The organism is Sphingomonas sorbitolis, from assembly GCF_036663875.1.
Lineage (GTDB): Bacteria > Pseudomonadota > Alphaproteobacteria > Sphingomonadales > Sphingomonadaceae > Sphingomonas.
On sequence record NZ_JAXOJS010000001.1, the window covers coordinates 402,518 to 422,846 of the forward strand.

General features: G+C 65.9%; 22 protein-coding genes. 10 read left to right on the plus strand and 12 right to left on the minus strand.

Features of this window, described 5'->3' with window-relative positions; translation table 11 throughout:
• Positions 1–67: 67 nt before the first annotated feature.
• From U1763_RS01600 to U1763_RS01610, 3 genes are read left to right on the plus strand one after another with little or no spacing between them, the layout of a single operon-like run.
• Entirely contained in the window at positions 68–1,219 is a 1,152-nt protein-coding gene (locus U1763_RS01600) for a bifunctional 2-C-methyl-D-erythritol 4-phosphate cytidylyltransferase/2-C-methyl-D-erythritol 2,4-cyclodiphosphate synthase (RefSeq protein WP_332753818.1), read from the plus strand.
• On the plus strand, positions 1,216–1,740 hold the full coding sequence (locus U1763_RS01605) for a hypothetical protein (protein WP_332753819.1): 525 nt from the start codon (positions 1,216–1,218) through the stop codon (positions 1,738–1,740). Before U1763_RS01600 ends, U1763_RS01605 begins: the two co-directional genes overlap by 4 nt.
• Positions 1,740–2,255: a CinA family protein gene (locus tag U1763_RS01610; RefSeq protein ID WP_132896344.1), complete on the plus strand. Its 516-nt coding sequence runs from the start codon at positions 1,740–1,742 to the stop codon at positions 2,253–2,255. Before U1763_RS01605 ends, U1763_RS01610 begins: the two co-directional genes overlap by 1 nt.
• Here U1763_RS01610 and U1763_RS01615 read toward each other — a convergent pair.
• Positions 2,201–2,674, minus strand: a complete 474-nt coding sequence (locus U1763_RS01615) for a type II toxin-antitoxin system RatA family toxin (protein ID WP_132896343.1) — start codon at positions 2,672–2,674, stop codon at positions 2,201–2,203. The two genes, U1763_RS01610 and U1763_RS01615, sit on opposite strands and share 55 nt — an antisense overlap.
• Entirely contained in the window at positions 2,674–3,600 is a 927-nt protein-coding gene (gene lipA / locus U1763_RS01620; protein WP_120300234.1) for a lipoyl synthase, read from the minus strand. Before lipA ends, U1763_RS01615 begins: the two co-directional genes overlap by 1 nt.
• Before the next feature lie 174 nt (positions 3,601–3,774).
• Here lipA and U1763_RS01625 point away from each other — a divergent pair, with 174 nt between their 5' ends.
• A complete protein-coding gene (locus U1763_RS01625; protein ID WP_332754389.1) occupies positions 3,775–4,416 on the plus strand; it encodes a carbonic anhydrase in 642 nt (213 codons plus the stop codon).
• Here U1763_RS01625 and U1763_RS01630 read toward each other — a convergent pair.
• The 3 genes from U1763_RS01630 to aspS form a co-directional block, all read right to left on the minus strand.
• A complete protein-coding gene (locus U1763_RS01630; RefSeq protein ID WP_332753820.1) occupies positions 4,402–5,178 on the minus strand; it encodes a polyphosphate kinase 2 family protein in 777 nt (258 codons plus the stop codon). The two genes, U1763_RS01625 and U1763_RS01630, sit on opposite strands and share 15 nt — an antisense overlap.
• Positions 5,175–6,575, minus strand: a complete 1,401-nt coding sequence (locus U1763_RS01635) for an APC family permease (RefSeq protein ID WP_332753821.1) — start codon at positions 6,573–6,575, stop codon at positions 5,175–5,177. The genes U1763_RS01630 and U1763_RS01635 overlap by 4 nt, the downstream gene beginning before the upstream one ends.
• Positions 6,576–6,799: 224 nt before the next feature.
• Positions 6,800–8,623, minus strand: a complete 1,824-nt coding sequence (gene aspS / locus U1763_RS01640; protein ID WP_200912536.1) for an aspartate--tRNA ligase — start codon at positions 8,621–8,623, stop codon at positions 6,800–6,802.
• A 177-nt stretch (positions 8,624–8,800) separates the two neighbouring features.
• Between aspS and rnd the strand changes: the two genes are divergently transcribed.
• Together rnd and U1763_RS01650 are read left to right on the plus strand one after the other, a co-directional pair.
• Complete coding sequence (gene rnd, locus U1763_RS01645) at positions 8,801–9,976, plus strand: ribonuclease D (RefSeq protein WP_332753822.1); 1,176 nt, start codon at positions 8,801–8,803, stop codon at positions 9,974–9,976.
• Complete coding sequence (locus U1763_RS01650; protein ID WP_332753823.1) at positions 9,973–10,269, plus strand: I78 family peptidase inhibitor; 297 nt, start codon at positions 9,973–9,975, stop codon at positions 10,267–10,269. Before rnd ends, U1763_RS01650 begins: the two co-directional genes overlap by 4 nt.
• Positions 10,270–10,394: 125 nt before the next feature.
• On the opposite strand, the gene U1763_RS01655 is transcribed toward U1763_RS01650, so the two are convergent.
• The 4 genes from U1763_RS01655 to U1763_RS01670 are packed head-to-tail and all read right to left on the minus strand — an operon-like array spanning position 10,395 to position 15,985.
• A complete protein-coding gene (locus tag U1763_RS01655; protein ID WP_332753824.1) occupies positions 10,395–11,906 on the minus strand; it encodes a Ppx/GppA phosphatase family protein in 1,512 nt (503 codons plus the stop codon).
• A complete protein-coding gene (locus U1763_RS01660; RefSeq protein ID WP_332753825.1) occupies positions 11,903–14,068 on the minus strand; it encodes an RNA degradosome polyphosphate kinase in 2,166 nt (721 codons plus the stop codon). The genes U1763_RS01655 and U1763_RS01660 overlap by 4 nt, the downstream gene beginning before the upstream one ends.
• A gap of 16 nt (positions 14,069–14,084) precedes the next feature.
• A complete protein-coding gene (locus U1763_RS01665) occupies positions 14,085–14,729 on the minus strand; it encodes an HdaA/DnaA family protein (protein ID WP_056482954.1) in 645 nt (214 codons plus the stop codon).
• Between the two features lie 11 nt (positions 14,730–14,740).
• Positions 14,741–15,985, minus strand: a complete 1,245-nt coding sequence (locus U1763_RS01670; protein ID WP_332753826.1) for a heavy-metal-associated domain-containing protein — start codon at positions 15,983–15,985, stop codon at positions 14,741–14,743.
• Positions 15,986–16,049: 64 nt separating this feature from the next.
• Between U1763_RS01670 and purM the strand changes: the two genes are divergently transcribed.
• Genes purM through U1763_RS01690 form a run of 4 tightly spaced genes read left to right on the plus strand, consistent with a single transcriptional unit; the run spans position 16,050 to position 18,697 of the window.
• The gene (gene purM, locus U1763_RS01675) at positions 16,050–17,165 is read left to right on the plus strand and encodes a phosphoribosylformylglycinamidine cyclo-ligase (RefSeq protein ID WP_332753827.1); all 1,116 of its coding nucleotides are present in this window, start codon (positions 16,050–16,052) and stop codon (positions 17,163–17,165) included.
• Positions 17,158–17,730 (plus strand): phosphoribosylglycinamide formyltransferase, encoded by a 573-nt coding sequence (gene purN, locus U1763_RS01680; RefSeq protein WP_332753828.1) that lies wholly within the window; start codon positions 17,158–17,160, stop codon positions 17,728–17,730. Before purM ends, purN begins: the two co-directional genes overlap by 8 nt.
• On the plus strand, positions 17,727–18,092 hold the full coding sequence (locus U1763_RS01685) for an MmcQ/YjbR family DNA-binding protein (protein ID WP_332753829.1): 366 nt from the start codon (positions 17,727–17,729) through the stop codon (positions 18,090–18,092). The genes purN and U1763_RS01685 overlap by 4 nt, the downstream gene beginning before the upstream one ends.
• Positions 18,089–18,697, plus strand: a complete 609-nt coding sequence (locus U1763_RS01690) for a hypothetical protein (protein ID WP_332753830.1) — start codon at positions 18,089–18,091, stop codon at positions 18,695–18,697. Before U1763_RS01685 ends, U1763_RS01690 begins: the two co-directional genes overlap by 4 nt.
• 96 nt (positions 18,698–18,793) lie before the next feature.
• Here the strand turns inward: U1763_RS01690 and U1763_RS01695 are convergent, their stop codons facing one another.
• The 3 genes from U1763_RS01695 to U1763_RS01705 all read right to left on the minus strand — a co-directional run bounded on the left by U1763_RS01695 (position 18,794) and on the right by U1763_RS01705 (position 20,255).
• Positions 18,794–19,312 (minus strand): GNAT family N-acetyltransferase, encoded by a 519-nt coding sequence (locus tag U1763_RS01695; RefSeq protein ID WP_332753831.1) that lies wholly within the window; start codon positions 19,310–19,312, stop codon positions 18,794–18,796.
• On the minus strand, positions 19,312–19,734 hold the full coding sequence (gene ndk, locus U1763_RS01700) for a nucleoside-diphosphate kinase (RefSeq protein ID WP_031393391.1): 423 nt from the start codon (positions 19,732–19,734) through the stop codon (positions 19,312–19,314). The genes U1763_RS01695 and ndk overlap by 1 nt, the downstream gene beginning before the upstream one ends.
• Positions 19,735–19,808: 74 nt before the next feature.
• On the minus strand, positions 19,809–20,255 hold the full coding sequence (locus tag U1763_RS01705) for a DNA polymerase III subunit chi (RefSeq protein ID WP_332753832.1): 447 nt from the start codon (positions 20,253–20,255) through the stop codon (positions 19,809–19,811).
• Positions 20,256–20,329 lie beyond the last annotated feature (74 nt).

Genomic DNA, 20,329 nt, shown 5'->3' on the forward strand with positions numbered 1-20,329 from the left:
GCCCTACCCTGTCTGGCCGTTTCTCGCAAGACTGGCGAGCGCGGGGGCGAACCGCTAGGTCGCGGGGATGACACAGGGACAGCGTATCGTCGCGATCATCGTCGCAGCCGGAACCGGCGTGCGCGCCGGGGGATCGGTTCCCAAGCAATATGCGCGGATCGGTGGGCGACCGATGATCGCCTATTCGCACGCCGCGTTCGCGGCGCATCCTTCGATTGCCGAGACGATCGTCGTCGTAGCCGAAGGGCAGAAGGCGATGGCGATCGACGCACTGGGGCGCGATGCGACGATCGTCATTGGTGGTGCGACCCGGCGCGAGTCGGTCGCGAACGGGGTCGCGGCAGTCGGCGGTGCAACGCATGTGTTGATCCACGACGCCGCCCGCCCCTTCCTGCCTGCCGCGGTTATCGATTCGCTCGTCGCCGCCTTGAAGATTAGGGACGCGGCGATTCCAGTGCTCCCGGTGACCGATACGCTCGCGCGCGGCAGTGGCCTGCTGGGTGACATCGTGCCCCGCGCAAACCTCAACCGGGTGCAGACTCCCCAGGCGTTTGCGGTGGAGGCCTTGCGCGCCGCCCACGCTGTCTGGCCTGCCGACGAAGAGGCGACTGACGATGCGCAGATGGTGCGACGGCTTGGCGTCGGCGTCGCGTTGGTGCAGGGCTCGGCGATGCTCGAGAAAGTCACTCATCCCGAAGATTTCGCGGCCGCCGAAGCGCGGGTCGCCTACGAAACCCGCACCGCGATGGGCTTCGACGTCCACCGGCTCGAAACCGGCGAAGAACTCTGGCTCGGCGGCGTCCTGATCCCGCACGACAAGGGACTGTCGGGGCATAGCGACGCCGACGTCGCGCTTCACGCGCTGACGGACGCGCTGCTCGGGACGATCGCGGCGGGCGATATCGGCACGCATTTCCCGCCGAGCGATCCGCAGTGGAAGGGCGCCGACTCCGCGCAGTTCCTCCAGCACGCGGCCAAGCTGATCGCCGACAAGCGCGGCCGGATCGATTTCGTCGACCTGACACTCATGTGCGAGGCGCCCAAGATCGGCCCGCACCGTGCGGCAATGACTGCGCGGATCGCGGACTTGCTTGGGCTCACGCTCGACCGGGTCAGCGTCAAGGCGACGACGACCGAACGGCTCGGCTTCACCGGGCGCGGCGAAGGTATCGCCGCGCAGGCCGTTGCGACCGTCCGCGTTCCGGGATCGTCCTTGTGAAGATTGCAGCAACGCTCACTGCGATCGCGCTCGTCGCCAGCCCCGCAGCGGCGCAACCGCGGTGCATCACCGGCCCTGAGGCCGAATCGCTGACGCTCGTCGCGATGCCCGACATCCTCCGTGAAACCGGTCGGGTCTGCGCGGCACAGCTTCCCGCCGCCAGCCTTATCCGGTCGCAGTCTAGTGCACTGATCGGTCGCTACCAGATCGAGTCCGACCGAGCTTGGCCCGCGGCCCGTGCGGCGATCGTCAAGCTCAGCGATCCTGCGGTCGATGCGATGCTCGACTCGGAGTTTGCGCGACCGTTGCTCACGACGTTGCTGGTGCCGCAGATCGTCGGGCGGATCGCGACGCGCGATTGCGGGACGATCGACCGGATGGTGACGCTGCTCCAGCCCTTGCCACCGCGCAACACCGCGGGCATCGTCGTCGAGACGTTGCGGTACCTCAAATCCCAGAAGTCGCGCAGCGGTGATATCGCCGCGGTCGCGATGCTGCTCTGCCCGGTGGAGACACGCTGATGGACACCATCCTTCCCGCCGAACTGGTCGACGCCGCGCGTAAAGTCGTCGAGCAGAACCGCGCGATCGGGCGCCGTGTCGCGGTCGCCGAAAGCTGCACCGGTGGCCTCGTCGCGGCCGCGCTGACGGAAATTCCCGGCTCGTCCGACGTGTTCGAGGTGGGCTTCGTCACCTATTCGAACGAAGCCAAGCTCGGCGTGCTCAAGATCAGCTCGGATGTGCTCGAAACGTTCGGCGCGGTCTCGATCGCCGTGGCGTGGAGCATGGCGCAGGCTGCACTCAAGCAGTCGGGCGCCGACATCGCGGTCGCCATTACAGGCGTCGCGGGCCCCGGCGGCGGCTCGCTCAAGAAGCCGGTCGGTACGGTCGTGTTCGGCCGTGCGGAGAAGGGCGGCGACCCGTCTGACGTCCATGCCGATCGCAAGGACTTCGGCGATCTCGGCCGAGGCGGGATCCGGCTTCAGGCCGCGTTGTGGGCGCTCGAACTCTTACTGCCGGATGCATCCGCACCATAGAGTTCGGCGGCGCGCGTTTCGAACGCGCCGATCATCTTTCGCAACGCGGCGCCGAACACCTGGCCCGCGATCATCTCGAACATCCGGTTCTTGAACGCGAAGTCGACGGTGAAATCGACCGCGCAGCCCTGGGGCTCGGGGCGGAAATGCCATTCGTTGCGCAGATACTTGAGCGGGCCATCGACGTAATCGACGTTAAGTTCGCTCGGCCGGACCTTCTGCACGCGCGACGTGAACGTCTCGCGCAGGCCCTTGAAGCCGACGATCATGTCGGCGAGCGTCTCGGTCTCGCTGTTCGACCGCACGCGCATCGCGCTGACCCACGGCAGGAACTCGGCATAACGACCGACATCGGCCACCAGGTCGAACATCTGCTCAGGCGTATAGGGCAGATGGCGCGTTTCCGAATGCTTCGGCATCAGATGCGCGCGACGCCCAGCTTGGCATCGCGGTTCGCGCGCAACCGCTCGAAGTCGTCACCCGCGTGATAGCTCGACCGGGTCAGCGGCGACGACGCGACCAGCAGGAAGCCCTTCGCACGCGCGATCGAGGCATAGGCGTCGAACGCCTTGGGCGGCACGAACTCTGCGACCTTGGCATGGCGGGGCGTCGGTTGGAGATACTGCCCCATCGTCAGGAAATCGATGTCGGCACAGCGCATGTCGTCCATCACCTGATGGATCTCCAGACGCTCCTCGCCGAGCCCGAGCATCACGCCCGACTTGGTGAAGATCGACGGATCGTGCTTCTTGACGCTCTCCAGTAGGCGCAGCGACGCATAATAGCGCGCACCCGGGCGGATCGTCGGATAGAGCCGCGGCACCGTCTCGAGGTTATGGTTGTAGACGTCGGGGCGCGCCTCGACGATCGACTCGATCGCGGCCTGCGCCTTGTTGCGGAAATCGGGCGTGAGGATTTCGATCGTCGTGGTCGGGTTCGACGCGCGGATCGCCTGGATCACCTTCACGAACTGCGACGCGCCGCCATCGGGCAGATCGTCACGATCGACCGAGGTGATGACGATGTGGTTGAGCCCCATCTGCGCCGCCGCATCGGCGACGTTCTGCGGCTCCATCCGATCGACCGCGCGCGGCATGCCGGTCTTGACGTTGCAGAACGCGCACGCCCGCGTGCAGGTGTCGCCGAGGATCATGACCGTCGCATGCTTCTTCGACCAGCATTCGCCGATGTTCGGGCACGCTGCCTCTTCGCATACGGTGGTGAGGCTTTTCGAGCGCATCAACTCGCGCGTCTTTGCGAAGCCAGCGGAGGTCGGCGCCTTGACGCGGATCCAGTCGGGCTTGCGCGCGCGGACCGGCGCAGCCATCGGGGTCATGTCGTTCATGCACGCCAGATAGCCCCGCCCTGCCGCTGAGACAATGGCGGCGGGCTATGTCAGCGGGTTGGAACCATCGGACGAACCGGATAAAATCATGGAACCAGTTTCAACATGACAAGTTTTTCATGTTGCATCGCAAACTGATATGGAAGGCTAACCGTGCCAACTCACTTTCCGGAAATGATCGAAGGCTATCACCGCTTCAAGGACGGCCCCTGGGAGGAGCAGCGCGAGCGCTGGAAGGAACTGCAGGACGGCCAGAGCCCCAAGGTGATGATCATCGCCTGCTCCGACAGCCGCGTCGAACCCGCGCAGATTTTCGATACGCTGCCGGGCGAAGTGTTCGTCGTGCGCAACGTCGCCAACCTCGTACCGCCGTTCGAGACCGGTGGTGGCCATCACGGTGTTTCGGCGGCGATCGAGTTCGCCGTCACGCAGCTGAAGGTCGAAGAGATCGTCGTGATGGGCCACGAGAAGTGCGGTGGCTGCAAGGCTGCCCTCACGCAGGCGTTCGCCGATGCCGAGCGTGGCGCGGGTGGCTTCGTCTCCGACTGGGTGAGCCTGCTCGACGGCGCACGCGAGAAGGTTGTCGCGAAATTCGGCGATGGTGCCGAGGCCGGTCGCGAGATGGAACTCGAATCCGTCCGCACCTCGATCGCCAACCTGCGCACCTTCCCGTTCGTGACCGAGGCAGAGGCCGCCGGCACGCTGGCCCTGCGCGGTGCCTATTTCGGCATCGATAAGGGCCAGATGCTGCTGCTCAACGAGGATGACGAGTTCATCCAGGCCGATGCAGCAGAGGCCAAGTCAGCGAAGGCCTAACGCTTTCTCCGCCACTTTCTTGACCTTCGGGTCGAGCGGTGGCGGCATCATCGACACGCCGGCTTCGAGGCGGTCCGCGATCAGCGTCAGCGCTGCGATCCGGGCCGCCTTCTTGTCATTGCCGTCGATGACGGTCCACGGCGCAGTCGCGGTGTCGGTGCGCGCGAACATTTCGGCCATCGCTTCCAGATAGTCTTCACGGCGCGACCGGTTGTGGAAATCATCGAGTCCGGTCTTCCAGTGCTTCCACGGATCGTCGAGACGCGCCTTCAATCGTCGGTCCTGCTCCTTCTGCGTGGTATGGATGAACAGCTTGATGAGGGTGGTGCCGCTCTCGACCTGTTGCGCCTCGAACGCGTTGATCTCGTCATAGCCGTGCCGCCATTCGGTCTCGCTGGCGAACCCCTCGACGCGCTCGACCAGGACTCGCCCGTACCAGCTGCGGTCGAACACCGCGATGTTGCCGTTGGCCGGCAACCGGTTCCAGAAGCGCCAGAGGAAATGATGCGCCTTCTCGTCCGCAGTCGGCGCCGAGATCGGCCAGACCTTGTAGTTGCGCGGGTCCCATTCGGCCGACAGGCGCTGGATGATGCCGCCCTTCCCTGCCGCATCCCAGCCTTCGAACATCACGATCGCGCGCGTACCGCCTACGATGTGCGCAACCTGGATATGCTCGAGCCGCTTTTGCAGCGCGGCGAGGTCGTGCTTGTACTTGCCATCGTACTCGTCGCCATCTTCGTAGTCGGCCAGGTGTATCGTCATGCATCATGCTCCGTCGCAAGGGTCGGGATCTGAACGTTCCAGGCGCCCCGTCGGCGCAGGACGAACCAATAATAGGCGATCGACAGCAGGATCTGCGCGCCCGTCATGATCAAACCGGGGCGTCCCTCCTCGATATCGAGCCAACTCGTCCAGCAGACATAGCCGAGCGCGAGCAGCGTCACCACCGGAGCGATTGGGTAGAACGGCATCTGGTAGGGGGCGTGGGCGGTCTTGCCGGTACGCCTGCCGACGATCGCCGCGACGCAGATGCCCGTGTAGATCGCGACGAGGCCGGTGCCGCTGAGCACCAGCAGCAACTGGAGCGGCAGAAAGCACGCGACGATCCCGAACCCGCCGACCAGCAGCGTGCCGACCCAGGGCGAGCCGAACTTCGGGTGGACCTGCGTCATCCACCGATCGAGCGGACGCCCCCAGCTCCCGTCGCGCGCGGTGCCGTAGAAGAAGCGCGCGCAGGCGAGGATGCAGGCGATCACCGCGTTGACGATCGCGACGACGACGCCGATCGAGATCCAGTTCGCCGTCGTGGTGCCGCTGCGGAGGGTGACGAGGAGGCCGAACGGGTCGTCGGCGGTAAGCGTGGCGTGGAGGTCTGGTGCACCGACGAGGACCGCGACGATCGGGATGCCCTCGAACAGCAGAGTCAGCGCGAGCGAGGCCATGATGGCGCGCGCGATCAGCCGGGGGGCGTCGAGCATCTCCTCGCCGAAATACACCGCGGCGCCATAGCCATTGAGCGCGAAGATCGCGATCGAGGTGGCGAGGCCGATCGAGGCGGCGGACGCGGGGATGAGCGCGCCAGCTTGCGGCATCACCGGGTGGAGGAGCAGGTCGCCGAACGGGCGCACGGCGTCGGCGAATCCGAGCCAGACGACCGCGAGGATCGCCAGCATCTCGACCAGCAGGAAGAGCCCGGTGAGCCAGGCGTTCACCTTGATCTGGAGGATAGCGACCAGCGTCGACCCTGCGACCACGGCGATAGCGATGGGGATCTGCGGCAGGCCGGGCGTCAGCGTGCCGAGCACCGCGCTGACGCCCAGGCCTGCGACCGGGGGGAAGAGCAGGTTGTTGAAGACGTTGACGCCGAGCATGACGAACCCCGCCATCGGCCCGAGCGTATGCGCGACCGCGACATACTCGCCGCCCGCGACTGGCCATGCGGAGGAGAGTTCCGCGTAGACGAACGCGGTCGCTACGCAGACGAGTCCGGCGATCAGCGTTGCCCACACCGCGCCGGTGCCCGCGACCTGAAGCATGCCGGGGACGATGACGAACACCGACGACGCCGGGGTCGCGACGGAGAGAGTGAGGAACAGGACGCCCATGACGCCAAGGCTGCGGACGAGGCTTGGCGCCGGTGTCATCTGATCGTCGCGCATGCCAGCCCCTTAGCCGGCATGCGTATTTGCATGGTTAGCTGGATGGGGAAAGCGGTGGAGGGGATAACATCTTTCCCTCGCCCCTTCGGGGAGAGGGAGGGCCCCGCCCGCGCTTGCGGGTGGGAGGGTGAGGGGAAGTTGGTGCGCACCAACCGCCCCTCACCCTCCCGTCGCCAAGCGGCTCCTCCTTCCCTCTCCCCGTAGGGGCGAGGGACAGAGAGCAGTCACCCAGCGCTCGGCGCGACCACCTTCGTCGCGTCCTTCGGACCATCGACCGTCAGGCGGATGTTGAGTTCCTTCAGCTGCTTGGCGCTGACCGGGCTCGGCGCGCCCATCATCAGGTCCTCGGCTTTCTGGTTCATCGGGAACAGCACGACCTCGCGGATGTTCGGTTCGCCGGCGAGCAGCATCACCATCCGGTCGATCCCCGGCGCCGAGCCACCATGTGGCGGTGCGCCGACCTTGAACGCGTTGATCATGCCGGCGAAGTTCGTGTCGACGTCGGCCTGCGTGTAGCCGGCGATCTCGAACGCCTTGTACATGATCTCCGGACGATGGTTCCGGATCGCGCCCGACGACAGCTCGACGCCGTTGCAGACGATGTCGTACTGGTACGCCAGGATATCGAGCGGATCCTTGTTTTCCAGCGCGTCCATCTCGCCCTGCGGCATCGAGAAAGGGTTGTGGCTGAAATCGACCTTCTTGGCGTCCTCGTCATATTCGAACATCGGGAAATCGACGATCCAGCAGAACTCGAACCGGTTCTCGTCGATCAGGCCGAGGTCTGCGCCGATCCGCGCACGGGCGGCGCCCGCCAGCTTCGAGGCGGGCAGTTCCTTGCCGGCGGCGAAGAAGATGCCGTCGTTCGGGCCGAGACCCATCTCGGCGATTAGCTTCCGGGTCGCCTCCTCGCCGTGGTTCTTGGCGATCGGGCCGCCGAGCTCGCCGTTCTTCTGCGTGATGTAGCCGAGCCCGGCATGCCCCTCGGCGCGCGCCCAGTCGTTCATGTCGGTGAAGAATTTGCGGCTCTTGTCGGCGGTGTTCGGCGCGGGGATCGCACGGACCACGTCACCGCCGGCGACGATCCCGGCGAACAGGCCAAAGCCCGAATCGACGAAGTGATGGCCGACGTCGTGGATCAGGATCGGGTTGCGCAGGTCGGGCTTGTCGCTGCCGTACTTCAGCATCGATTCGCGGTAGGGGATGCGCTTGAACGGAAGCGCCGAGACCTGTCGGCCTTTGCCCTGCCAGTCTGCGAACTCCTCGAACACACCGTGCAGGACGGGCTCGATCGCATTGAACACATCGTCCTGCGTGACGAAGCTCATCTCGAAATCGAGCTGGTAGAATTCGCCCGGCGAACGATCGGCGCGGGCGTCTTCATCGCGGAAGCACGGGGCGATCTGGAAATAGCGGTCGAAGCCGGCAACCATCAGCAGCTGCTTGAACATCTGCGGCGCCTGTGGGAGCGCGTAGAACTTCCCCGGATGAACGCGGCTCGGCACCAGATAATCGCGCGCACCTTCGGGCGACGATGCGGTCAGGATCGGCGTCTGAAATTCGGTGAACCCTTGCGAATTCATCCGGTTGCGGAGTGACGTGATCACCTGGCTGCGGAGCATGATGTTCGCGTGGAGCCGCTCGCGACGCAGATCGAGGTACCGATAGCGCAGGCGGATATCCTCGGGGTACTCGGCCTCGCCGGCGACCGGCATCGGCAGTTCGCCGGCCATCGACTGGACGGTCGCGGCAGTCGCGCGGATCTCGATTCCGCCGGTCGGCAGGTTCGGGTTCACGGCTTCGGGTGCACGTGCGGTGACCTTGCCGGTGATCGTGACGACGCTTTCGCTCTTCAGACCCTCGATGACCTTGAAGACCGGCCCGCTGACGTCCGTGACGATCTGCGTGATGCCGTAGTGATCGCGCAGATCGATGAAGACGAGGTCGCCGTGATCGCGCTTCTTGTGGACCCAGCCGGAGACGCGAACCTCTTCGCCGACCTGTTCGGGGCGGAGGGCGGCGCAATTGTGGGTGCGATAGGCGTGCATGTCTCTGTCTCTCATACGTCGTCCCAGCATCTCGTGCAGCAAGGATGCGCCCTGCGACGGGAGATCCCAGCTTTCGCTGGGATGACGGGAATTGGATGGCTCGCGCTTCACCTTCCCTACCCGCCTTTGTCAACCCGCCCCTTTGTCAACGAGAGGGAGCCTCGCTATGGACGAGCGATGCATATCCACTCGCTTATCTCCGACAGTGCCACGCTCGCCAATCTGTGCGCGCGCATGGCCGACGCCGACTATGTGTGCGTCGACACCGAATTCATGCGCGAGAGCACCTATTACCCGGAGCTCTGCCTGATCCAGATCGCCGACGACAAGGAAGCCGCCGCGATCGACCCGATGGCGCCGGGCATCGACCTGACGCCGCTGCTCGACCTGCTCGTCGAGAATCACGACGTGCTCAAGGTCGTCCATGCCGGCGGGCAGGACATCGAGATCGTCTATAACCTTACCGGCAAGACGCCCTTCCCGCTGTTCGACACGCAGGTCGCGGCGATGGCGCTCGGCCAGGGCGAGCAGATCGGCTATTCGAACCTCGTCGACAGCTGGCTTGGAATCGCGGTAGACAAGGGCGCGCGGTTTACTGACTGGGCCCGGCGGCCGCTCGATGCCCGGCAGATCGAATATGCGATCGGCGACGTCACGCATCTGTCGAAGATCTTCCCGAAGATGCTCGAGCGGTTGCGGAAAACCGGGCGCGGCGTGTGGCTCGATCAGGAGATGGAGCGGCTTGGCGACATTGCCAATTATGCGAACGATCCCGATCTGGCGTGGAAGCGCGTGCGGATTTCGGGGCGCAAGCCTGACGTGCTGGGCAGGTTGAAGGCGCTGGCGCGGTGGCGGGAACTCGAAGCGCAGGCGAAGGATTTGCCGCGTGGGCGGATCGTCAAGGACGAGACGCTCGGCGACATGGCGGGTCATCCGCCGCGGAAGCAGGCGGACTTGGCGCGGGTGCGTGGGTTGTCGGCGACTTGGGCCGGCAACGACATCGGTGGTCGCTTGATGGCGGCAATCGAGGGTGCGCAACCGCTGAGCGACGACGAGATGCCGCCGCGGGACGATCGCAAGCCAGGGCTCGGCAAGGAAGGGTCGCTGGTCGCGGATCTCCTCAAGCTGTTGCTCAAGATCCGCTCGCGAGACATTGATGTCGCATCGAAATTGCTCGCGCGGACCGATGAACTCGAGGCTTTGGCGGCGGGCGTGCGGACCGGGCTGCCGATGCTCGAGGGTTGGCGGTTCGATCAGTTCGGGCGTGATGCGCTCGACTTGGTCGAAGGACGACTCGCGTTTGCGGTCATCGGCGGCAAGCTCAAGATGACGCGTACGGAGGATGCCGCATGAGAGTTGTTCTTGTCGCAGCCTTGATCGCCACGGCGGCGTGTACGCCGGTCGAGATGCGGGGCGAGACGCCTGCCGCTGCACCGGTCGCTACCGCGTGCAATGCCGACTCGTTGGGCGATTTGGTCGGCAAGCGCGCAAGCGATGCCCGGGCGGATGTGATGCAGACGCGGTCGGGCGCTCGAACGCTGCGCTGGATCGCACCGAATACGGCGATGACGATGGATTTCCGGCCTGACCGGCTGAATGTGTACGTCGACGCGAAGGGGCGGATCGAGCGCTTTACCTGCGCTTGATCACTTTGTTCCTCCCCTGCAAGGGGAGGTGGCTGGCTCGCCAGACGGAGGAGTGACACCCTCTCGATAGCGCGTCACCCCTCCGTCAGCCCTTTGGGCTGCCACCTCCCCTTGCAGGGGAGGATCTACGCGAGGGCCAACAGGGGTTTGCGGCCTAACGCGGTCGCCAGCGCGGTATGGCGACGTTCTACCGCCTCTCCGTAAAGCCCGCGATCGTCCGAGCGGAGCGTCAGCGTCAAGCAGACCCCGTCGTCCGCGAGGCTGGAGCGTTTCAGCGGTCCGGCCAGGCCGCCGCTCATGCGCTGGCCAAGACGCATCGCCAGCCCCCATGCGGTCGCGCTCTTTACCGCCGCTGGACTTGCCAAGCGGCCTACCGGATCCGCGGCCGCCAAGTCGCCGCCGAGGCTCGTGTAAAGCGCTTGCGCCAACATGCCCCGACCCGGGGCGTCGATCGCCACCCAATTGCCGTGCAGCGCGACTTCCACGCCACGTTCGGCGCGAAACTCCGGATTGGCCCGCCAACCTACGTCCGCGAGCAGACATGCGGTATGGCGGAGTCGCGCCATCGCAGGCGGCTCGGTGGTGAATAACGGCGCGAGCCAGCGATCGAGCAGGTCGCCGTGCTCGGGAAACCGGCCGAGCAGACGGCCTTCTTCGCGGGCTGCAACGATCAGAGGGTCGAGGGTGCGGTCTGCGGGCTTCAGATGTTCGTAGAGCAGCCCTTCGCGCAGGCCGTATGCCGATACGACCGTCGTCTTGCTGCCAAGCTGACGCATCAGCACGCCGAGTAACGCGGCTGCGTCTGCCAGCGTCGCGGTACGGCCCGACGACAAGCCGGGGATCGCCTTCAGGCGGGGCTTCGAAAGCTGCGGGATCGTTCGGCTCAACCGCGTGATGGTCGCGGCGGTCATCGGGTATTGATGGATAATCGGCAGCGGATAGTCCGACAGCTCCATGTCGAGACGCGCCAGCGCACGCCACGATCCGCCGACGAGATAGAGCGGAAGCCCCTGCCCCTTGGCCGTCCAGCCAGCCTCGCGCACCAGCCTTGCGACATAGCGTTCGAGCACCTTGCCGCGCTTGGCGCGAAGCGGGCCGATGCGAAGTACGCCCAAGGGAAACGAAACGCGGTCCTCGATCTTGCCGCGGCGGACGCGGACGAGTTCGAGACTGCCGCCGCCAAGATCGCCGACGATGCCGTCCGCGTCGGGGATCGCGGAGAGCACGCCGTAGCCGGCTGCGCTCGCTTCCTGTTCACCGGAGAGCGTTTCGACCTTGAGGCCGAGTTGTTCGGCGGTTGCAATGAGTTCGCCGCCATTCTTCGCATCACGCACCGCCGCCGTTGCGACTGTACGAAGTGTCGAGCACTCCATCTCGCGTGCCACGGCCGCGAACCGCGCCAGAGCGACGCGCGCCGTTTTCAGTGCCGACTTCTCGATCGACCCTGTCACTGCGAGGCCCCGACCAAGCCCGGCGAGCACTTTCTCGTTGAAGCGGATCGCCGGCAGCCGTGGTGGCCCCTGATACACCACCAGACGGATCGAGTTCGAGCCGATGTCGATGATCCCGGTGCGCGGGTGATCATCTGTCTCCGCCTTGGGGGGCGAATTGCCAAACAGGACGCTGGTAACGCTCATCGTTTTCGGCGGAGCGACAGCGTTGGCACGGCATTGCTGGTCGCGAGCGAGGCGCCGCGGCCGGAGAGCGAAGGGTTCGTCATGAAATACCGATGCAGGTTGAACGGGCGGTCGCCGGGATCGACGCGGCTATATTCGCCGTCGGGGCCTAGCTCCCAACTCTGCTCGTTGTCGATCAGGTTCGCGACCATGACCTGATCGAGGATCTGGTCGTGGACGGTCGGGTTGAGGATCGGCAGCATATATTCGACGCGGCGGTCGAAGTTGCGCGGCATCCAGTCGGCAGACGAGATGAACAGCTTCGCACCGTCGTTGGGGAGCGCCTTGCCATTGCCGAACGCCCAGATCCGGCTGTGCTCGAGAAAGCGCCCGATGACCGACTTCACGCGGATCGTCTCGGACAACCCAGGCACGCCCGGGCGCAGGCAGCAGATGCCGCGGATGATGAGGTCGATCTCGACCCCCGCACCGCTCGCCTCGTACAGCTTTTCGATCACCGCGGGGTCGACCAGCGAGTTCATCTTCGCCCAGACGCCCGCGGGCTTGCCGGCGCGCGCGTTGGCGATCTCGACGTCGATCAGGTTCATCAGGTTCTGGCGAAGGTCACGCGGGCTCAGGCTGACACGCGCCATGTCGGTCGGTTCGACATAGCCGGTGATGTAGTTGAACATCTGCGCCGCATCACGACCAACCGCGGCGTCGGCGGTGAAGAAGCTGAGGTCGGTGTAGATCTTCGCGGTGACCGGGTGATAATTGCCCGTGCCGAAATGGCAGTAGGTGCGGAACGCCTGGCCTTCGCGGCGGACCACCAGCGAGACCTTGGCGTGCGTCTTCCAGTCGATGAAGCCGTAGACGACCTGCACGCCCGCGCGCTCCAGCGCCGAGGCCCAGACCATGTTCTGTTCTTCGTCGAACCGCGCCTTCAGCTCGACCACCGCGGTGACCGACTTGCCCGCCTCGGCCGCGGTGATGAGCGCGTTGATGACCGCTGGCTGCTTGCCGGCGCGGTAGAGCGTCTGCTTGATCGCGACCACGTCGGGGTCGTTCGCCGCCTGCTTGAGGAAGGCGAGCACCACCTCGAACGTCTCGTAGGGGTGGTGGACGACGATGTCCTTGGCCTTGATCGCCGCAAAGCAATCGCCGCCGAATTCGCGAATTCGCTCGGGGAAGCGCGGCGTGAACGGCGGGAACTTCAAGTCGGGGCGATCCTCGTCGACCAAGCCGTCGAGATCGACGATGCCGAGCAGGTTGCCGCTCTCGGTAATGATCGCGTCCGCACCGCCGAGTTCGTCCTTGAGGACTGCGGCGAGCACGTCGGGGATGCCGGTTTCGAGTTCCAGACGGATCACGCGGCCGCGGCGGCGGCGCTTGATCGCGTTCGCGAAGTAGCGGACGAGGTCTTCCGCCTCCTCCTCAATCTCCATGTCGCTGTCGCGCAGGACGCGGAAGCTGGCGGCGGCGAGGACGTCGTAGCCGGGGAACAGCACGGGGGCGAACCGCTTGAGCAGCGTCTCGACCGCGATGTAGCGCGCGGGCTCGCCGGGAAGGCGGACGAAGCGCGTCATCGTGTGCGGGAGCATCACCAGTTCGCGGACCGGCTCATTGTCCGAGATGCGGACGAGGTCGAAGATCACCGACAGGCCGCGGTTCGGGATGAACGGGAACGGATGTGCCGGATCGAGTGCCTGCGGGGTCAGGATCGGGAAGATCTGGTCACGGAAATGCGTTTCGAGCCACTCGTCCGCTTCGCCCTCGATGGCTTCGCGGCGCAGGACGAACAGCCCGGCTTCGTCGAGCAGCACACGGAGATCGCCCCATACCGCCTGCTGGCTGGCCATCAGCGCGTCGGCCTCGCGGACGATGGCGGTGAGCTGCTGGCCTGCGGTAAGGCCGTCCGCCGAGCGTCGGTCGACGTCCTGCGTCTGCTGCCCCTTCAAGCCGGCGACGCGGACCATGAAGAACTCGTCGAGGTTGGACCCCGAGATCGACAGGAAGCGGAGCCGCTCCAGCAGCGGATGCGCAGGGTTGCACGCTTCTTCCAACACGCGCCGGTTGAACGCCAGCCAGGACAGCTCGCGGTTGAAAAACCGGTCGTTCGGCTCTGCGCCGATGGGATCGTCGTCGTCTTCCGATTGGCGGACGATATGGGCTGGACGGTTCATCGGGCCTCTTGGGGGCTTATGGTGGCGTGAAGAGCGGGAGGTCGAGAGCGAGTTGCGGCCGGAGGATCAGCCCGGCCTCGGTGAGTGTGGTTCGTGCAAGAGGAATGGACAAGCGCTTGCGACGTTCCATCGCCTCCTGATCGAGCGCATCGACGGTTCGCGTTACTGTAATATGACTGCGCTCGATTCTGGTCGCAAGCCAGTCGATCAGATCGGGCCGCGCATCGAGACTGCGGCGCTCGAACAGATGAGCGAGCAACAGCCGCATAAGCTCGTCGTCGGGCGCGCCGATCGCCGCGATCGGGCTGGCGGCGAGGCGCGAGCGCAGGTCGGGAAGTTTCACCTTCCATTCGGGCGGCGCGGCATCGGCGACGATGAGCAGCGGCTTGTGCTCCTCCTGCGCGCGGTTCCAGGCGTGGAAGAGCTGCGCTTCGGGCACGCGCTCGGCATCGTCGATGATCGTCCCGCCGCTCTTCGCCGCGAAGATCCGCGCGAGCAGGCTGCGGCCCGATTTGCGCGGGCCGGTGAGGATGGCGGTCATGACCGGCCACGTCGCGGTATGCTCCAGCGTGTGGACGGCCCGCGAGTTGGAGGGGGTAACCAGGAAGGCGTCGTCGCGAGGGTCCGCCGGCCACCCGAGTGGCAGCGCAATTTGAGTCATCTTGGTCGCGCTCACCCTGTCGTCGCATTGTCCGCGGGCAAGTCCGGCGGAAGAAGTTGGGCGACCCGGCGAATGCGGATCGTCTGGCCGGAGCCGAATACCTGATAGCCGCGCGCTTCGAGCGCGGTCTTCAGCGCCGCAGGGTCGCCATCGTACGCGACGCGCATCAGCGAGACGCCGCCTAGCGCTAGGCTGGTTGTTGCGGCCGAGCGTACGCCGGGAATCGCACGGAGTGCGGCTTCGGTCGAGGATACAGCCGTGGCTGCGGGCGTGTCGAACTGGACGATGACGGAGATGCCCTCGCCGCCGGTCAGCGCCGCGGTGTTGGCGTCCGCGGTCTCGTCGGTGGGCAGGTCGTCGGTCACCGCGGCTTCGGGCGGCGGCGGTGGCGAGAGGCTGTAGTCGACACGAAGCGAGCCGTTGCGACGCGCCTGCTGATACAGGTCGTCGATCCGCTTCACGCCGGTGTCGAGCAATTGCGCGATGCCGTCGGGCGTACCGACTCGCAGCGTGAAGCTGCCGATCAGGTCGTTGTCGGGGCCGTGGCGCGCTTCGAACACGCCGATCACCGGGCCGCCGGGCCATTGGCGATAGAGCTTCACGACCGGGGTGAGCACGTCGCTCGTGCCATATTGGTCGAGGATCGTCCGCCACCAGCCGCGCCCAGGGCGCTGCGTCTGGCCGACGTTGAGCAGAAGCGCGTCGGGGCCGGAGCCGGACGGGCGGACATAGTCTATGCTGCTGTTGCCGGTGCGATAGCGCGCCCAGGCCCGCTGCCACTGCGTGCTCTGCTCGAACGCGTGGCCGACGCCGCCCGAATATTGGATGGGGATGACGAGCATCGGCTGTGAGCGATCGGCGTAAGTCGATATGCCGAGGATTGATCCGGCGCGGCCGCGATCGAACAGCACGCCGAGCTTGGCGATGTAACGCTGCGGGCCGATCTGTTCGTTCTCGACGACGATCCCGGAGACGAGCGAATCGAGCGTGCCATCGGAGACGAGACCGCCTCCGCCACCGAGCCGGTTCGACAATTGGACCCAGGCCTTGCGCTGGGCGAGCCGCCAGCCGCCATAGCGCGCGGCGTCGGCGGTCTTGCCCGCGACGTCGACGGTGACGCCACTCACCTCGTAGGCGCTGCCGCTGTCGACCGGGGCTGCGCCTCGGCTGCCGCCTTCGATCTGCGCGAGCACGGCTCCACCGCTCAGCAGGAGAGCGGCGCCAGCAAGCGCGGTGGGAAGGGTACGGATACGCATCAAGCGGGCCTTTTGGCGAAGCAGACGTGGAAATCCAAGCGCGATGTGGCTAGCAGCACCGATCATGACCGATACGCCAGACTCCGCCGCTCCCGCTTCGGGCCCTTACACCTACGCTCAGGCAGGCGTTTCGATCGCCGCGGGCAATGCGTTGGTGCGGGCGATCGCGCCGCTCGCGCGCTCGACGCGTAGGCCGGGGGCGGATGCCGATCTTGGTGGCTTTGGCGGGATGTTCGACCTCAAGGCGGCAGGGTTCGTCGATCCGTTGCTGGTCGCGGCGAACGATGGCGTGGGCACCAAGCTGAAGCTGGCGATCGAGTGGGATCGGCATGAAGGCGTCGGAATCGACCTCGTCGCGATGTGCGTCAACGACCTGATCGTGCAGGGCGCCGAGCCGCTGTTCTTCTTGGATTATTATGCGAGCGGGAAGCTTGATGCCGCGGTCGCGGAGCGTGTCGTCGCCTCGATCGCGGAAGGGTGCAAGACCGCTGGCTGCGCGCTGATCGGGGGCGAGACCGCCGAGATGCCGGGCATGTATGCGGACGGCGATTATGACCTCGCCGGCTTCTGCGTCGGTGCGGTCGAGCGGACCAACGTGCTGACCGGGCGAGAGATCGCGGCGGGCGACGTGATGCTCGGGCTGGCGTCTTCGGGCGTGCATTCGAACGGGTTTTCGCTGGTCCGGCGGCTTGCCACCGATCGCGGGTGGAAGCTCGATCGACCGGCGCTGTTCGACCAGGACAAGTTGCTGATCGATCATCTGATGGCGCCGACTCGGATCTACGTCGCGAGCCTGCTGCCGTTGCTGCGCGAGCAGCGGATCAAGGGGCTGGCGCATATCACCGGTGGTGGCCTGCTCGAGAACATCCCGCGGGTGCTGCCTGAGGGCGTGCATGCGGTGGTCGACGCGGATGCGTGGGAGCAGTCGCGGTTGATGGCGTTCCTGCAAGCTCAAGGCGCGATCGAGCCGGAGGAGATGGCGCGGACGTTCAACTGCGGGATCGGCATGGTCGTGATCGTCAGCGCCGACGAGGCCGAGGCGGTGACCGCGGCGCTGGAGGCGGCGCACGAGACGGTGTTCACGATCGGGCGGATCGAGACCGGGTCGCATGGATGTACGGTGCGTGGGTCGGCGGGTACGTGGAGCGCGCGCGAGGACTGGACCGCGACGCATGGCTGACAAGACGCGTGTCGGCGTGCTGATCTCGGGGCGTGGATCGAACATGATGGCGCTGGTCGGCGCATCGCGCGCGGCGCAGTGTCCGTACGAGATCGCGCTTGTCGCGTCGGACAAGCCGGACGCGGCGGGCCTCGACTGGGCGCGGTCGGAAGGTGTGGCGACGTTCGCGCTCTCGCCGAAGGGTCTGGGGAAGCCGGCCTATGAGGCGGCAATCGATGCGGCGTTGCGCGAGGCTGGCGTCGAGGTCGTTGCGCTGGCCGGCTATATGCGGTTGCTGTCGGACGGGTTCGTCGCGGCGTGGCGGGACCGGATCGTCAACATTCATCCGTCGCTGCTGCCCAAGTACAAGGGCCTCGACACGCATGCGCGGGCGATCGCGGCAGGCGATGCGGTCGGCGGGTGTTCGGTGCATGTCGTGACCGAGGAACTCGATGGCGGCGTGGTGCTGGGGCAGGCCGAGGTGCCGATCCTTGCCGGCGACGATGCGGACGCGCTTGCGGATCGCGTGCTGGCGGCGGAACATGTTTTATACCCGAAGACCTTGGCGGAGTTCGTGACACGATGACCGATCTGTCCCCCCTCGACCGCGTTCGTGCGGCGGCGCTTGCCTTGCCCGAGACCGAGGAGAAGGTGTGGCACGGCGAGCCGACCTTTTTCGTGGCCGACAGGCAGTTCGTGCAGTTCCGGGCGGATCATCACGGCGATGGGCTGACCATGGTGTGCGTGAAGACGAGCGGCACCGATGAACAGGCGACGCTGATCGAGGCGGACCCGGCAATGTATTCGCGACCGGCCTATCTCGGTGCGACCGGCTGGGTCGGAATGAATGTCGCCGGCGATCCGGACTGGGCGCTGGTCGAGGACCGGATCGCGCGGAGTTGGGAACTCGCCGCCCCTGCCCGTTTGCTGGAGGCTGGAGGGCGATGAGCACCGAGACTCCGACCGAACGGCGCGAGGCTGCGGCGACGCGGCGGCGTTGGGTGACGCTGGCCGAAGTCGTCGCGGTTGCGGGTGTGCTGATCGCGGCGCTGACGCTGTGGACCAACTGGTCGGATCACCGTGCGAACGAGGCTGACAAGATCGCTGCGCAGTCGAGTGCGGCGCGTGAGCGGACGAAGATCGATCTTTCTGCGATCGTGCAGGATGGCGGCAACACGCTGTTGCTGATGGACGCGCGGCATGACCTTCAGGACGTGACGATCACCTTCCCGCGTGCGCTGGGCGTCTCGCCGCAGCGGCCGCCGGCGGAGCCGGTCATCGACAAATCGTGGTTCTCTAAGCCGCTTCTGAAGTTGACCGATGGCGGCGCGGACAACCGAGCAGGCCGGTTGCCGGTTCTGGTTAGTGTCCAATATTTTGATGGCGACACGACCCGTTCGGCGAGCGGCATCTATGAAGTGATCTGGAAGACCGAAGCCGGCTTGCCCTTGATGGGTCGGTCACTGAAGCTCGAGGGCTTGCGCGTTCGCCAGCGCGGCGGTGATCAGGCGAAGCTTGATGCGATCTGGGCGAAAGAGAAGCCGGCGGCTTAGTAGCACCCTACCGCATGTTTCCCCGCGAAGGCGGGGATCCAGACTGGGCTCCCGCCTTCGCGGGAGAACATGGAGGCGGGAGTGCGTTTGCCCGACTCACAACGCTCGTGCGTAGACCGGGTCGTCGTGAAGGGTGGTGCCGACCGTGAACTGGCGGGCGCCGATTACCTTGAAACCCTGGCGTTCGTAGAAGGCTCGGGCGCGGGTGTTCTGGTCCCAGACGCCTAGCAGGACTCGGGTCCGGCCGGCCGCGGTGGCGTCTTCCAGGGCGCGGGCCATCAGGGCGGCGCCCAGGCCTGTGCCTTGCGCCTGTTTCAGCAGATAGATGCGGCGGAGTTCTATATCCGCGGGCCCGGGTTCGGTCGGGAAATCGGCCGCCGTGAGCACGGTGTAACCAATCGGCGCGTGGCCGGGCTCGTATTCGGCGAGCGTCACGATCGTGGCGGGATCGCTCAGCCACGTCTCGAACGCGGCGATGCTGTTCTTGGCCGTGCAGTGGGCGACAATGTCGGCCCCCGTTAGCACGGTCGCATAGGTGTCGAGGAACGTGGCGGATGCGACGAGCGACAGCGCGGGCGCGTCGCCCGGCCCTGCCCGTCGCAACCGCCAGGTCATCAGCCGACGATTTCTTCGGGCTTAAAGAAATAGGCAATCTCGATCTCGGCGTTCTCGTCCGAATCCGACCCGTGCACCGAGTTGGCTTCGATCGACTCGGCGAGTTCCTTGCGGATCGTGCCGGGCTCTGCGTTGGCGGGGTTGGTGGCGCCCATGATGTCGCGGTTGCGCTGCATCGCGTTCTCGCCTTCGAGAACCTGGACGACGACCGGGCCCGAAATCATGAACGAGACGAGCTCACCGAAAAACGGACGCTCCTTGTGGACCGCGTAGAAGCCTTCGGCCTGCTCGCGGGTCATCTGGATGCGCTTCGAAGCGACGACGCGCAGGCCGGCTTCCTCGAGCATCTTGGTGACCGCACCGGTCAGGTTGCGGCGGGTTGCGTCGGGCTTGATGATCGAAAAGGTACGGTTCGCGGCCATGATGGTCACGGGCTCCTGTGTTGACGGTAATCGGATGCGCGGCGCTTAGGCGGGGGACGCGGCTAAAGCAACGGTTATGCCGACTGCTCCCACCGCCCAGAGTCGTTCTGCTTCCAGTAGCGGCGTTCGACGCCGTCGCGGTCGGCGAGCGCTTTCCAAGCCAGGCGGGCTTCGCGGATCGCTTCGTCGTCGAAGAGGTGGAAGCCGCGGTCAAAGGTTAGGATAAGGTCACGCCAACGTCCGTCTACCACTGCGACGTTGCGGGCGGCGTTGGCGGGGGCTGTTTCCAGTATATCTTGAGCGATTAGAATGGGTTGGGCGGTGTCGTCGTTGCTGCCCGCCTGGGCGTGGGGGAGGAAGCTCTCGGGGGCGTAGGACCAAAGCAGGCGGTCGAGCGCAACGCGCTGTTCTTCGGGTTCGGCGACTATCAGGAGCCGGCCGCCGGTTTGGACGACACGCTCGGCGATGCGTGGGAGGACGCGGTCGAGGGGGCTGGTTAGGTGGTAGAAATCGACCTGCATGCTTACTCCCCTTCCGCTTGCGGGAGGGGTCGGGGGAGGGACTTGCCTCGCTCGATACCGCTCGCGGTTGGCCC

Bases quoted from the DNA above. Each gene is read 5' to 3' on its own strand.
- U1763_RS01600 (WP_332753818.1), top strand. From the start codon at position 68: ATGACACAGGGACAGCGTATCGTCGCGATCATCGTCGCAGCCGGAACC.
- U1763_RS01610 (WP_132896344.1), top strand. From the start codon at position 1,740: ATGGACACCATCCTTCCCGCCGAACTGGTCGACGCCGCGCGTAAAGTC.
- U1763_RS01615 (WP_132896343.1), bottom strand. From the start codon at position 2,674: ATGCCGAAGCATTCGGAAACGCGCCATCTGCCCTATACGCCTGAGCAG.
- lipA (WP_120300234.1), bottom strand. From the start codon at position 3,600: ATGAACGACATGACCCCGATGGCTGCGCCGGTCCGCGCGCGCAAGCCC.
- U1763_RS01625 (WP_332754389.1), top strand. From the start codon at position 3,775: ATGATCGAAGGCTATCACCGCTTCAAGGACGGCCCCTGGGAGGAGCAG.
- U1763_RS01630 (WP_332753820.1), bottom strand. From the start codon at position 5,178: ATGACGATACACCTGGCCGACTACGAAGATGGCGACGAGTACGATGGC.
- U1763_RS01635 (WP_332753821.1), bottom strand. From the start codon at position 6,575: ATGCGCGACGATCAGATGACACCGGCGCCAAGCCTCGTCCGCAGCCTT.
- aspS (WP_200912536.1), bottom strand. From the start codon at position 8,623: ATGCACGCCTATCGCACCCACAATTGCGCCGCCCTCCGCCCCGAACAG.
- rnd (WP_332753822.1), top strand. From the start codon at position 8,801: ATGCATATCCACTCGCTTATCTCCGACAGTGCCACGCTCGCCAATCTG.
- U1763_RS01650 (WP_332753823.1), top strand. From the start codon at position 9,973: ATGAGAGTTGTTCTTGTCGCAGCCTTGATCGCCACGGCGGCGTGTACG.
- U1763_RS01655 (WP_332753824.1), bottom strand. From the start codon at position 11,906: ATGAGCGTTACCAGCGTCCTGTTTGGCAATTCGCCCCCCAAGGCGGAG.
- U1763_RS01660 (WP_332753825.1), bottom strand. From the start codon at position 14,068: ATGAACCGTCCAGCCCATATCGTCCGCCAATCGGAAGACGACGACGAT.
- U1763_RS01665 (WP_056482954.1), bottom strand. From the start codon at position 14,729: ATGACTCAAATTGCGCTGCCACTCGGGTGGCCGGCGGACCCTCGCGAC.
- U1763_RS01670 (WP_332753826.1), bottom strand. From the start codon at position 15,985: ATGCGTATCCGTACCCTTCCCACCGCGCTTGCTGGCGCCGCTCTCCTG.
- purM (WP_332753827.1), top strand. From the start codon at position 16,050: ATGACCGATACGCCAGACTCCGCCGCTCCCGCTTCGGGCCCTTACACC.
- purN (WP_332753828.1), top strand. From the start codon at position 17,158: ATGGCTGACAAGACGCGTGTCGGCGTGCTGATCTCGGGGCGTGGATCG.
- U1763_RS01685 (WP_332753829.1), top strand. From the start codon at position 17,727: ATGACCGATCTGTCCCCCCTCGACCGCGTTCGTGCGGCGGCGCTTGCC.
- U1763_RS01690 (WP_332753830.1), top strand. From the start codon at position 18,089: ATGAGCACCGAGACTCCGACCGAACGGCGCGAGGCTGCGGCGACGCGG.
- U1763_RS01695 (WP_332753831.1), bottom strand. From the start codon at position 19,312: ATGACCTGGCGGTTGCGACGGGCAGGGCCGGGCGACGCGCCCGCGCTG.
- ndk (WP_031393391.1), bottom strand. From the start codon at position 19,734: ATGGCCGCGAACCGTACCTTTTCGATCATCAAGCCCGACGCAACCCGC.
- U1763_RS01705 (WP_332753832.1), bottom strand. From the start codon at position 20,255: ATGCAGGTCGATTTCTACCACCTAACCAGCCCCCTCGACCGCGTCCTC.